15 protein-coding genes and 1 tRNA gene are annotated in these 12,192 nt (G+C 64.6%); 13 read left to right on the top strand and 3 right to left on the bottom strand.

What is annotated here, in order from left to right; translation table 11 throughout:
* Positions 1–2 precede the first annotated feature (2 nt).
* Positions 3–1,172, top strand: coding sequence for a fatty acid desaturase (locus PA01_02855; protein KON80714.1), 1,170 nt, complete (start codon positions 3–5; stop codon positions 1,170–1,172).
* 53 nt (positions 1,173–1,225) lie between these two features.
* Here PA01_02855 and queD read toward each other — a convergent pair whose 3' ends face one another.
* Positions 1,226–1,675: a 6-carboxytetrahydropterin synthase QueD gene (gene queD / locus PA01_02850; GenBank protein ID KON80713.1), complete on the bottom strand. Its 450-nt coding sequence runs from the start codon at positions 1,673–1,675 to the stop codon at positions 1,226–1,228.
* A gap of 96 nt (positions 1,676–1,771) precedes the next feature.
* Here queD and PA01_02845 point away from each other — a divergent pair, with 96 nt between their 5' ends.
* The gene (locus PA01_02845; protein ID KON80712.1) at positions 1,772–2,626 is read left to right on the top strand and encodes a radical SAM protein; all 855 of its coding nucleotides are present in this window, start codon (positions 1,772–1,774) and stop codon (positions 2,624–2,626) included.
* Between the two features lie 25 nt (positions 2,627–2,651).
* Here the strand turns inward: PA01_02845 and PA01_02840 are convergent, their stop codons facing one another.
* Positions 2,652–2,954 carry a helix-turn-helix domain-containing protein gene (locus PA01_02840; GenBank protein ID KON80711.1) on the bottom strand — a complete coding sequence of 101 codons (303 nt, stop codon included), beginning with the start codon at positions 2,952–2,954 and terminating at the stop codon, positions 2,652–2,654.
* Positions 2,955–3,209: 255 nt separating this feature from the next.
* On the opposite strand from PA01_02840, the gene PA01_02835 reads away from it, so the two are divergent.
* Both PA01_02835 and PA01_02830 read left to right on the top strand, forming a co-directional pair.
* On the top strand, positions 3,210–4,433 hold the full coding sequence (locus PA01_02835; GenBank protein KON80710.1) for an aspartate kinase: 1,224 nt from the start codon (positions 3,210–3,212) through the stop codon (positions 4,431–4,433).
* Between the two features lie 60 nt (positions 4,434–4,493).
* Positions 4,494–4,587 (top strand) — tRNA-Ser (locus PA01_02830).
* 170 nt (positions 4,588–4,757) lie between these two features.
* Here PA01_02830 and PA01_18510 read toward each other — a convergent pair.
* Positions 4,758–5,654 carry a mechanosensitive ion channel family protein gene (locus PA01_18510; GenBank protein KON82262.2) on the bottom strand — a complete coding sequence of 299 codons (897 nt, stop codon included), beginning with the start codon at positions 5,652–5,654 and terminating at the stop codon, positions 4,758–4,760.
* 70 nt (positions 5,655–5,724) lie between these two features.
* On the opposite strand from PA01_18510, the gene PA01_02820 reads away from it, so the two are divergent.
* From PA01_02820 to PA01_02780, 9 genes are all read left to right on the top strand, one after another.
* The gene (locus tag PA01_02820; protein KON80709.1) at positions 5,725–6,351 is read left to right on the top strand and encodes a c-type cytochrome; all 627 of its coding nucleotides are present in this window, start codon (positions 5,725–5,727) and stop codon (positions 6,349–6,351) included.
* 10 nt (positions 6,352–6,361) lie between these two features.
* Positions 6,362–7,288, top strand: coding sequence for a c-type cytochrome (locus PA01_02815; GenBank protein ID KON80708.1), 927 nt, complete (start codon positions 6,362–6,364; stop codon positions 7,286–7,288).
* A 190-nt stretch (positions 7,289–7,478) separates the two neighbouring features.
* Positions 7,479–7,964 (top strand): hypothetical protein, encoded by a 486-nt coding sequence (locus PA01_02810; protein KON82261.1) that lies wholly within the window; start codon positions 7,479–7,481, stop codon positions 7,962–7,964.
* 26 nt (positions 7,965–7,990) lie between these two features.
* Positions 7,991–8,326 (top strand): heavy-metal-associated domain-containing protein, encoded by a 336-nt coding sequence (locus tag PA01_02805; protein ID KON80707.1) that lies wholly within the window; start codon positions 7,991–7,993, stop codon positions 8,324–8,326.
* Positions 8,319–9,020 (top strand): ferritin, encoded by a 702-nt coding sequence (locus PA01_02800; protein ID KON80706.1) that lies wholly within the window; start codon positions 8,319–8,321, stop codon positions 9,018–9,020. Before PA01_02805 ends, PA01_02800 begins: the two co-directional genes overlap by 8 nt.
* A gap of 1 nt (position 9,021) precedes the next feature.
* Positions 9,022–9,384: a hypothetical protein gene (locus PA01_02795; protein KON80705.1), complete on the top strand. Its 363-nt coding sequence runs from the start codon at positions 9,022–9,024 to the stop codon at positions 9,382–9,384.
* Positions 9,381–9,734, top strand: coding sequence for a hypothetical protein (locus PA01_02790; protein KON80704.2), 354 nt, complete (start codon positions 9,381–9,383; stop codon positions 9,732–9,734). Before PA01_02795 ends, PA01_02790 begins: the two co-directional genes overlap by 4 nt.
* A complete protein-coding gene (locus PA01_18505) occupies positions 9,715–10,098 on the top strand; it encodes a YtxH domain-containing protein (protein KAI5913020.1) in 384 nt (127 codons plus the stop codon). The genes PA01_02790 and PA01_18505 overlap by 20 nt, the downstream gene beginning before the upstream one ends.
* On the top strand, positions 10,095–12,182 hold the full coding sequence (locus tag PA01_02780) for a heavy metal translocating P-type ATPase (GenBank protein ID KON80703.1): 2,088 nt from the start codon (positions 10,095–10,097) through the stop codon (positions 12,180–12,182). The genes PA01_18505 and PA01_02780 overlap by 4 nt, the downstream gene beginning before the upstream one ends.
* The last annotated feature ends 10 nt before the right edge of the window (positions 12,183–12,192 follow it).

Genomic DNA, 12,192 nt, shown 5'->3' with positions numbered 1-12,192 from the left:
CCATGCTTGCAGGACTGATCGATCTTCCGTGGTGGGGGTACATTCTCGTCGCGCTGGCACTCACTCACGTGACCATTGCTTCGGTGACGATTTTCCTGCACCGCCATCAGGCGCACCGCGCGCTCGAACTGCAGCCGATCGCGAGTCATTTCTTTCGTGCCTGGCTGTGGCTCACGACGGGCATGGTGACGAAGGAGTGGGCTGCGGTACACCGCAAGCACCATGCCAAATGCGAAACCGCCGACGACCCGCACAGCCCGCAGGTGCTCGGAATTCGCAAGGTCCTGTTCGAGGGCGCGGAACTCTACCGTGCCGAAGCGCGCAACAGGGAAACGCTCGCACGCTACGGCCACGGCACGCCGGACGACTGGCTCGAACGCCACGTCTACCGGCATTCGATCGTCGGCATCTCGGTCATGCTGATCACTGACCTCGTGCTGTTCGGCCCGCTCGGGCTGACGATCTGGGCAGTGCAGATGATGTGGATCCCGATCTGGGCGGCCGGCGTCGTCAATGGACTGGGACATTACGTCGGCTATCGCAATTTCGATTGCAGCGATGCGGCGACGAATCTCGTGCCGTGGGGCATCCTCATCGGCGGCGAGGAACTGCACAACAATCATCACAGCTTCGCGACTTCGGCCAAGCTTTCGGCGAAGTGGTACGAATTCGACATCGGCTGGATGTATATCCGCGTGCTCGCGCTGCTTGGGCTCGCGAAAGTGCGGAAAGTCATTCCGTCGCCGAAATTCGGCGAGGCGAAGAATGTTCCCGACCTCGACACGCTGCAGGCGATCATCACCCATCGCTACGACGTCATGACGCGCTATGTCGCGTCGCTCAAGCGCCTGTGCGGCGACGAGATCGAGCGGCTCGCCGCGACTCACGGCAGGAGCTTCAATCCGCGCGCGCTGCGCCGCTGGGTGCTGTCGGGGGAGGACAGGAATCTCGCGCCGGACGCCCGGCGCGCGCTCGAGCTCGTGCTCGTCGACAGCGCCGCGTTATCGACGATCGCGTCGATGCGCCGCGACCTCGTTGCGATCTGGGCGCGCTCGACGGCTTCTCGCGAGCAGTTGCTCAAGCAGTTGCACGACTGGATCGCGCGCGCCGAGCAGAGCGGCATCACGCAATTGCAGGAGTTTGCGTTCCGCTTGCGCCAGTACGCCGCCTGATTTCCGATCGCGGGCATGCCGGCCGGGCAGACATCGCGGGAGCCGCAAAGAGGTCATTCGCCGGGGCGCAGCGCGTCGGCCCAGCAGTTGGGGGTTTCGTAAAGGCGGACGCGTTCGAGTCGCAGGTGATTGCCGTAGAGGTCGCGATAGCACGAGTCGAGGATGCGGAACGCTTCGCTGGCGAGGTTCTCGGCGGTCGGCACGCTGTCGAGCACGACCGTCTTGTGGGCCGGCATCGTCGCGAGGAAATCGACGACGGCGCTGTCGCCGCGGTATACGAGGAATGCGTGATCCCAGCGGTCGACGACGTGCGTCCTGGCAATCCGCTTGACGTCGCCAAAATCCATCACCATGCCGTTGACGGCCTCGCCGGCGGCGTCAATGATATCGCCCCACAGCGTGATCTCGATCGCGTAGCGATGGCCGTGCAAGTGGCGGCACTGGCTGGCATGATCGGGAATCCGGTGGCCGGCGTCGAATTCCAGGCGGCGGGTGATGCGCATGATTGATCCCGGGGAAAACAGGCCCGAATTATAGCTGCTTCCCGACGCTCGTCCCGGCGCGCCCTTCCGGCATCTTTCATTCACTGGCTTCAAATCATGACTGCACGCGACCAGACTCTTTCCATACGCAACCACGACCGCGACCTGGCCGGGCTGACTTATGTTTACCCGGTGCTGTCGCGGCGCGCCGGCGGCGTTTCGGTCGGCATCAATCTCAATCCGAACAACGCCTGCAACTGGCATTGCGCGTATTGCCAAGTGCCCGGTCTCGTGCGGGGGCGGGCGCCCGAGATCGACCTGTCGCTGCTCGAAGCCGAACTGTCGGGCTTCCTCCATGCGCTGGTCGAAGGCGATTACCTAGAACGCCATGTCCCGGAAGGCTTGCGCGTCGTGCGCGACATTGCGTTCTCCGGCAACGGCGAGCCGACCAGCGCGACCGCGTTCGCGGAAGCGGTGTCGCTCGTCGTGCGGTTGCGCGACGCTGTCGGCCTCGGGCGCGAGGTGGCGCTGCGCCTGATCACGAACGGCAGCCTGGTCGGGCAGGCGAGGGTGCGAGAAGGGCTAAGGCGTCTCGGCGAGGCCGGCGGAGAAGTCTGGTTCAAGGTCGATGCGGGGACGCGAGCGTCGCTCGAACGCATCAACGGCGTGTCGCTCGATCCCGACGTCGTCGCCCGCGATTTGGCGACGAGCGCCGGGCTATGCACGACGTGGGTCCAGACCTGCATGTTCCGCTGGGATGGCGTCCCACCGTCCGACGACGATATCGATGCTTATATCAAGTTGCTTATGCGCGCCGGGCCGGAACGTCTTGCCGGCGTGCTGCTGTACGGCATCGCGCGGGCGTCGATGCAGCCGGAGGCCGTGCATCTGGCGCCGCTCGATGAAGCCGAGCTCGAGGCGATTGCGGTGAAAGTGCGAAAAAAAGGGCTGATGGTTCGCATCAGCCCCTGATCCGCGGCGGGAAGTGACGACGCGGTCAACGCGTCGTGCGTTCCTTGCGCTTGGCACGCGCTTCCTTCTTTAGCGACTTGTACAGCTCCGGGTTCGACGTCTTCAGGAATTCCGCGACTTCCACGTCTTCCTTCTTGACCTTGTTGATGTCGATCTGCTCGATATGCACGAGACGCAGCAGCGCCTGCACGGGGCGCGGAATGTTGCGCCCGCTCTCGTAGCGCGACCCGCCGCTCTGCGTGACCCCGATTTTCGACCAGAACTGCGATTGGTTCAGACCCAGCTTGCGCCGGATCTCGCGAACGTCGATGGTGTCGGTGTTTTTCATGCTCACATCCTCTGTAGGGTATCCAGCCCGCCTATAAGACAACGCGGTACGTAGCCGAGTTCCTACGACTTAAGTTGTAGGATTGCCGAAGTATAGATCACTATTCTTTCCACATACAATGAAAAAAGCCGGCGCATCCTAACTTAGTCAAAATCAATAAATCGTGCGATCGGGAGGGGGCACGACGCCGGCCTGCAAATTTTCGCCGCATTCGATAGAATTCCTCCCTTTATCCACAGGCACTTGGATACGACGATGGCACTGATAGTTCAGAAATACGGCGGCACTTCCGTGGGTAACCCCGAGCGCATCAAGAACGTCGCCCGCAAAGTGGCGAGGTTCCAGGCGCAGGGGCACAAGGTCGTGGTGGTGGTGTCGGCGATGAGCGGCGAGACGAACCGTCTGATCGCGCTGACCAAGGAGGTCGCGACGCACCCGGAGGCCCGCGAACTCGACGTCGTCGTATCGACCGGCGAGCAGGTCACGATCGGCCTGCTGTGCATGGCCCTGCACGACATCGGCGTCAAGGCGAAGAGCTATACCGGCGGGCAGGTCCGTATCCTGACCGACAGCGCCCACACCAAGGCGCGGATCCTCAATATCGACGAAGCCCCGATCAAGAAGGACCTCGACGAAGGCAATATCGTCGTCGTCGCCGGCTTCCAGGGCGTGGACGAGCACGGCAACATCACGACGCTCGGCCGCGGCGGTTCGGATACCACCGGCGTGGCGCTCGCTGCCGCGCTGAAGGCCGACGAGTGCCAGATCTACACCGACGTCGACGGTGTCTATACGACCGACCCGCGCGTCGTCCCGGAAGCCCGCAAGCTCGACACGATCACCTTCGAGGAAATGCTCGAACTCGCGAGCCTCGGCTCGAAAGTGCTGCAGATCCGTTCGGTCGAATTCGCCGGCAAGTACAAGGTCAAGTTGCGCGTCCTGTCGAGCTTCCAGGAGGAAGGCGAGGGCACGCTCATCACAGTTGAGGAAGATCAGAACATGGAACAACCCGTCATCTCCGGCATCGCCTTCACGCGCGACGAGGCCAAGCTCACGGTGCTCGGCGTGCCCGACAAGCCCGGCATCGCGTACCAGATCCTCGGGCCGGTCGCCGACGCCAACATCGACGTCGACATGATCATCCAGAACATCGGCCATGACGGCACGACGGACTTCTCGTTCACGATCCCGCGCGGCGAGCTCGACAAGACGGTCAAGGTCCTCGAAGCCGTCAGGTCACACATCGGCGCGCGGGCGATCGAGGCCGACAAGACGATGGCCAAGGTGTCGGTCGTCGGCGTCGGCATGCGCTCGCATCCGGGGGTCGCGTCGAAAATGTTCCGCACCCTCGCCGAAGAGGGCATCAACATCCAGATGATCTCGACGTCCGAGATCAAGATCTCGGTGGTCATCGAGGAAAAGTATCTCGAACTCGCCGTGCGCGTGCTGCACAAGGCTTTCGGTCTCGAATCCGCCTGAATTGCTGCCGAAGTTTGACCGAAGGCCGCAGAATCGTTATGATCGCGACCTCTAAAGGTTGGAGAGTTGGCCGAGAGGTCGAAGGCACTCCCCTGCTAAGGGAGCATGCGGGCTAAAACTCGCATCGAGGGTTCGAATCCCTCACTCTCCGCCAGTGCACCAGGAATCAAGCGCCTTTCGGGGCGCTTTTTTCTTGCACCCCGCATCCACCCCGACAAAGCCACAAGAAAGAACGCTGCATCAGGGCACCGCTCGACGGTCGACGCGCTGCCCGCAGAAGAAAGAAAAGCAGCGGCCAGGGCCTTCCCGTGACGCATAACATCGTCATCCCGCTCCCGGTCCCCGCCCCCAGCAGCGGATCGTGCGCTGGAAGAAAAGGCTGTTGGGCACTCGCAGCACCGTTTCGGCCTGCTCGGCGGAGGTTTCTTGCAATGTCGTGTAGATCAGGTTGATATCGATGACGCGGCCTTTGAGTCCCGGTTTTTCGCCGTTTTCCAGCAGCTCGACTTCATCGAAGAGGCGAAACGGCCGGACGGTGAGAATCAGCAGCGTGCAGAAGATGTTCGACAGCACACTCCACGCGGCGAAGAACGCCACCGCTGCGACGGCGGCGAAGCCGGTCAGGGCGGTCCACAGGACGGTGGCCGATACGCCGAGGCGGTCGAGGATCAGCAGCATCGCGCCGGAGTAGATGAGGAAGGTGCTCCCCCTGCGTGCGCCGATGACCATTTCCGCCGGCAGGCTGTAGCGCTCACCGATCCGCCGGATCAGGCGTTTCACCAGCATGCGCAGCACGCCCGCGCCGACGAAGATCAGAACGATCTGCAGGCCGAGGGTGATCGTGGCGAGCCATGGAAGGGCCCATTCGGGAAGAATCTGTGTCATCGGCGTCGAAAGGATCTGAGCGTGCGGCAGGATCCCCCGCCGCGTGAGGCGCAGATTGTAGTCGACCGGCTCGGCAGGTAGCCGCGGGACGGGCAACAGGATTGAAACCACTGCGCTCGCAACGGCAAGCTCATGTTCGGCCTGACCGCGCCGCGCAAGGAGCTCGTCATCCTGGTCGAGCGGATGCTGCTCGATGCAGCGCGACCCCCAGCATGGTTCCGCAGCGACCGGGAATACGAATAATGGTGGGCGCCGCGGCGTACCTATTCGTCCCGACCAGCTTTTTCTCCCTCGGAGAGTCCGCATGCAGGGGCGATGCAGGGGGCGCGAGGGCACTTTTTGGTCATCGCGGTTGTCGGTGAAGTGACGGCCGTCATGGCTCGATCAGAACCGCGCGGAGGCGTTCATGACTCTCAGATACGGGCCTGTCGCCGGGCTTTTTCTCGCTTGCGCGGTGCACGCGCAGGCTCCAGCCGACGTCTACAGCCGCGGCGGCGCGAATCCCGCCGCCCTGGCATGTGCGAGCTGCCACGGCGCGGAGGGGGAGGGTATGGAAGCCGGCGGCTTCCCGCGGCTCGCGGGCCTGCGCACCGAATATGTCAGGAAACAGCTCGCCGACTTTGCTTCCGGCGCTCGCGCGAATCCGATCATGCAGCCGATTGCTGCGGCGCTGACACGCGAAGAGATCGATGCGCTCGCCGCGATGCTCGGCACCCAGGCTTATCCGGAGGTGCCGTCGATCGGCAAGGCGGGCGAGGTGCAGGAGCCGGGAGAAACGCTGGCGCTGCGCGGCGCGTGGGATCGCAATATTCCCGAATGCGTGGCCTGCCACGCGTCCGGCGGACGAGGGGTCGGCGAAGCGTTTCCGCCGCTCGCCGGCCAGCCCGCGCAGTACCTCGCCGCTCAGCTGACAGCCTGGCAACAGGGCACGCGCAAGAACGATCCGAACGATCTCATGGGTCATATCGGGCGCAGCCTGACGGCAGACGAGATCGACGCCGTGTCGAAATACTTCGCGGGCCTGAAGAAATAGGAGCGCAGACATGAAAATATCGTGCACGGCGGCGCTGCTCAGCGCTTTCGGCTTTGCCTCCTTCGCGGCGCACGGCGCCGAAATCGCGGAAGACCAGTCGCAGATTCTCACGGGCCCGGGCTCGCCGGCGAGCGGGCGCTATTTCAGGCCGCCGTTGGAAAGGGAAATCCCGGACAACGCTTTTGGCAAACTGGTGCAGGAAGGGCGCGCGATCTTCGTCGATACGAAGAACCGCGCGCCGGAGTACGTCGGCAACGGGCTCAGCTGCGGCAACTGCCACCTCCAACAGGGGCGAAAGGCGAACTCCGCGCCGCTGTGGGCCGCCTACACGATGTACCCGGCTTATCGCAAGAAAAACGACAAGGTCAACAGCTACACCGAGCGCCTGCAAGGCTGTTTCCAGTTCAGCATGAACGGCAAGGCGCCCGAAGCCGAAAGCCGCGTCATCGCTGCGCTCACTGCATATTCTTACTGGCTCGCAACGGGGGCGCCGACCGGACAGGAGCTGCCCGGCCGTGCCTATCCGGAAGTGCCGCCGCCGGCAGGCGGCTTCGATCTCGTGAAGGGCAGAGAAGTCTACGCCGACCAGTGCGCGCTATGTCACGGCGCCAATGGCGAGGGGCAAAAAGCGGGCGAAGACTACGTATTCCCGCCGCTGTGGGGACCCGACTCGTTCAACTGGGGGGCCGGGATGCACCGGGTCAACACTGCCGCGGCGTTCATCAAGGAGAACATGCCGCTCGGCAAAGGAGGCACGCTGTCGGACGACGACGCCTGGCACGTCGCGGCCTTCATGAACAGCCACGAGCGGCCGCAGGATCCCCGGCTGATCGACGGGTCGGTAGAAAAGACGCGCGACAAGTACCACGCGAACGACGGCGTGAACCTGTACGGCACGGTCGTCAACGGCAGGATGCTCGGCCAGGGCGTGGAATGATGCTCCGCGCTTTCTGGGGCCAGCGGCGCGAATCGGTACCGGACAACGCTCGAAGCGCCAACTGCCCGGTGATGGTCGCCGCGGCGTCACCCGGGCAGACCCGGTTTGTCCTTCCCCGGAACGCTTTAGCCGCAAGCACCGAGCGGTAAAGTCGAGCATAATGTTCGAAATATCGACACAGTTGACTCGCATGAATTGGATCGTTTCCTCGATACCGGGCCGGCTGCGGCTCCGTAACCGGGCTCTGCGTGACCCCGATCGGCATGCTCGCCTGCAAGGCCTGCTGCAGGATCTGGACGGGACTCTGGCAGTCGACGGCAGCATCAACGCCGGCAGCCTGTTGATGCGCTACGATGCCGCGCGGATCGACAGGGCGACGATGGAAGCGCGGGTGACGACCGCGACCGGGAAGGTGCTGGGAGGAGTCCCTGAAACCGTGCGGGATGCGCCGAACGCGGAGCAGCCGGCTTCCCCCGGGCGCTGGAAGCTCGGTTCGAGGCGTGCAATCGCGCGGCGCCTCAATACCTACTCGAAGATCGGCATGCTCGGTAGCCTCGGGGCGTCGCTTGCGCTGGCCGCGGCCGGGAACAAGCACCTGCACGCCGCCACCGGAGGCTTGTTCACCGCGCTGCTGGCGATTCACATGGCCGTGCACCGGCGTCACTTGTTGAAATAGCTCGAAATACCGGGTTGGAATCCACCATGGACGAATTCGATCAACTGCAACGCTTCACCGGCTACCTGCGTATCGCGCACCACATCCCCGGGCGTATACGGCTCAAGCTCGAGGGCGATCTGGACTCGGCTCGGCTCGCGGCAATCGGCGACGCAAAACGCTTCGGGCGTGCGCTCGACAGCATCTCCGGCGTGCATTCGGTCAAGCTCAATATTCTGGCCCGCTCCTGTACGATCGAATATGACACCAGCACGATCCCGGCCGCCGCCTGGCCCGATCTGTTGGGCGGCGTGCGCTCGACCGCGGCGGAAACACTGCTGGACATACTCGTGACCAAGCATCGGGAGCTGCTTGGTGCGTAACTACGACGAAGCGATCCTGCGCAGCCGGCGCATCGACCCCGTTGCGCCGTTTGCGCCGCTGCAGCAGGGGCTGCGCATTGCGCTCTACGACACTTACGCGGCGCGGGCCTTTTACACCAAGATGGTCGAGGCGTTCGGGTCGCGTGCTCCGTTCGCCGATCTCACCAAAGCGGAAGAGAAGCATGCCGCGACCCTTTCCGCGCTCGCACGGCGCTTCGGCGTGCCGCTCCCGCTCGATCCATTTCCGCTCGAAACCGCGTTGGCGCCCGACTGGCGCGCCAACTGCGAGCGGGCAGTGGTGGGCGAGATCGGGCGGGCGCGCCTTTACGAATCGCTCCTGACGGGAATCGCCGAGCCGCAAGTCCGCCGGACGTTCCAGCGTATGCAGGCGAACGCGCTCGAACGTCATCTGCCGATGCTGCAACGCGCCGTGGCCGATGCGCTGCGGCAGGAAGCGCTTCATGCGCGGCACGGCGTGGCACCCGAACAGGCGTATATCCAGCATGGTCTGTTCGCCGATTTTCTCGAGAAAACTTTCGCCGTGCTCGGGAGCCAGCACCACGCCATCGGCGTCGTCGGCCCGCTTCTGCGCAACACTCGCCCCGCGATGATCGCCGGGCTCGTGGCGGGCGGGGCAGGCGTTCTGTTCGTGAAGGACAAGCGCAAACGCAACCAACAAGAAAAGGAGGGATGACATGTACCCTTTGCTTCCATTCGCCGTCGGCCTCGTGACCGGTGCGTTGGGCATCCGGCTGCTCAAGGCGGGCAAGACCCGCGCTACGCTCGACAAAGCCCAGGAGCGCCTGCGGGAGGCGACCGTGTCGAGTCTTAACGCGATTGAACATTCGTCGGCCCACTTGCGCGCCAAGCTCGCGACTGATGCCGAACTGCCGCCCGAAACGGCCCCGCAGGGGCAAGCGGCGCCGAACCAGGCGGAGTCCAAGGGGGCGCCGCAATCGAAGGCTGCTCCGCGCCGCCGGCGCAAGCCCGCTTCCCGGCCGGCTGAATCGGACGGACAGCGCGCGCGAGCCGATAAACCCGACGAGGAGCAATCGTGAAGCGGCGGCTGCGCGCCTATCCGGGCCCGGTCGCCGAGCGCGCCTCGACGAATTTTGTCCGCGGATTCGTCGCCACCGGCCTCCTCGCAGCGCTGCCGAGCGCAGCGGCAAGCGCCATGGCGCCGAATGCCGGCAAGGCGATCCTGCGTCAGGCCCTGCAAGGCGGCATCGCCCTCGCGGCAGGCGGGACGGCAGCGGGCGCGATGCAGCGTCGCGATTACAGGACGGCGATCGTGGCGGTCGGCGGCGGCGCAGCCGCGGTAATCGCCGTCGATTACCTGTTGCGCAAACCTGTGCCAAAAGACAGCAAAGACAACGAGGAGAAGACTCTTGGGCAAGAAAAAGCATAAGAAGGCGAAGCACCGCGACAAGGCCGCCGCTTACGCCGGCGGATCCTGGGGTGAACACCCGCATTACAGCGGTTTCGGCGCACCGGGCCATCACCTGGGCGGCTTCGGCGCAGGACTGGTCGACGAGGATTTCCTGCGCGGGCTTCCCGGGCGCTTCAAGTCGGGCCAATACGAACAGTTCGTGATGGGGGCAGTGATCGGAGCCGCAGCCGCGTACGTGCTCAGTGACGAAGAACTGCGTGCCAAGCTGGTGAAAACCGGTATCAAGCTCTATTCGAACGTGGTCGGAGGCTTCGAGGAGATGAAGGAGCAGATGGCCGACCTCAAGGCGGAAGCAGAAGCGGAGCGCCGCGACGAGGCATGATTTCGGGTTCGTGGTTCGGCACGCTGGAACTGGCCCACCGCACGCGTGGGCGCGCGCGCTTTCGCTACCGTTGCCGGACGGGCACGCCGACCGATGCCCGGACGATCGAGCGGGCAGCCGAAAACATCCCCGGCGTGCTCGAAGCGCGAGTCAACCGCGCGGCCCGTTCGCTGGTGCTGCATTTCGACGACAAGGAGGTCGAATTCGACACCTTGCGCGCAGCGCTCACGGCCTTGTCTGCCCCGCTTCCGGCCGCCGCACGGGGACCGGCCGTGGTGGAACAGGGCGGACCGGCAGCGATGGTCGCGAGTCTGGCAACACTGGCCGTCACGCGTTTTCTGCCGCAGCCGCTGCAGCTTCCGGTGACGCTCGGGGCGGCTGCGCCGCTGCTCAGGCATGCGCTGGAGGACCTCGTCGCCAACGGCATTTCGTCGCATGTGCTGGAGGCGATGGCGGTATCGATCTCGCTCGCGCGCGGTGACTATACGGCCGCCAATACGACGACTTTCATGCTCGCGTTGGGGGAGTACCTCGAGATTTCCATCGCCCGCCGTTCGGACGAGCTGCTCAAACACCTTTTGCGCCCGGCAAGCGACGAGATCTGGATCGAGCGCGGCGGGCAGGAAGTGCTGGTCGCGGCCGGTGACGTCGTCGTCGGCGATACGGTGATCGTCGCCGACGGCGCTGTCGTTCCCGTGGACGGCACAGTGCTGGGAGGCGAAGCCACCGTCAATGAAGCGACGATGACGGGCGAGAGTGCCGCGGTAGCCAAAGGGCGGGGCGACGCAGTTCTTTCCGGAACGCTCGTCGAAGAAGGCCGCCTGAGGGTGTACGCCGAACAGGTCGGCAGCCGCACGGCTGCGGCGCGCATTGCCGACTACGTCGAACAGTCGCTGACGGCGAAAAGCGCCGCACAACTCGACGCTGCGCGCCTTGCCGACCGGCTCGTGCCGATCGTGCTGGGGCTGGCCGGGGCCACCTATTTTATTTCGGGCGACTGGCGTCGCGCCGCGTCGGTGCTGCAGGCGGACTATTCCTGCGCGCTCAAGCTCGCGACGCCGGTCGCTTTCAAGTCGGCGATGTACGGGGCGGGGCGGGCCGGAATTCTCGTCAAGGGAGGCAGCGCCCTCGAACGTCTCGCCGACGCCGATACCTTCATCTTCGACAAGACCGGCACGCTGACCGCAGGCACGCTCGCCGTGACCGACTCGATCGCGTTCGACAGCACCTATACCGCGGAAGACCTGCTGTGCCTCGCGGCTTCGGTCGAGGAGCACTATGTCCATCCGCTGGCGCACGCGGTCGTCACCGCAGCGCGCGCGATCCAGGGGCAGCATTTCGATCACCAGGAAGTGCAGTTCATCGTCGCCCACGGCGTCGCGAGCGTCATCGACGGCCAGCGCATCGTCATCGGCTCGCGGCATTTCGTCGCCGATGACGAAGGGATCGACATTTCGGCACAGCTCGAGACCGTCGACCGGCTTTACGAGGAAGGCAAGACCCTGCTCTATATCGGTTTCGGCGGCAGGTTCCTCGGCGTGCTGGCGCTGAAGGACGAAGTGCGCGCCAACAGCGCGGCAACCGTTCTCCGGCTGCGCGAACTGGGCGCCAAGCGCATCCTGATGCTCACCGGGGACCACCGCGAGCGGGCCGAAGAACTTGCGGAGCTCCTCGGGCTCGATGGCTGCCACGCCGAGCTGCTGCCGCAGGACAAGGCGCGGATCGTCGAAGAACTTTCCCAGCAAGGCGCGCGCATCGCCTTTATCGGCGACGGCATCAACGACGCGCCGGCGCTCGCCGGTGCGCATGTCGGCATCGCGATGCAAAAAGGTGCGGATATTGCCCGTCTCACCGCGGACGTGGCACTGCTCGAGGACGACATCGCGTGCGTGGCCGACGCGAAGGCCCTGGCGAACGGCACGATGGCGCTGATCGGTTCCAACTATCGCCTGACCGTGGGACTCAACACGGGCATTCTCGCCGCCGCGGCGGCCGGGCTGCTGTCACCGATCACCACTGCGATGCTGCACAACGGCAGCACGATCGCGATCCTGCTCAACGCCTTGCGCCGCAGCAGCGTCTGAACGCCACGGC

Source organism: Azoarcus sp. PA01, assembly GCA_001274695.2.
In the GTDB taxonomy this organism is placed as follows: Bacteria; Pseudomonadota; Gammaproteobacteria; order Burkholderiales; family Rhodocyclaceae; genus Aromatoleum.
The sequence above is the reverse complement of the archived record's forward strand: the minus strand, read 5'-3'. Positions and strand labels throughout refer to the sequence as shown.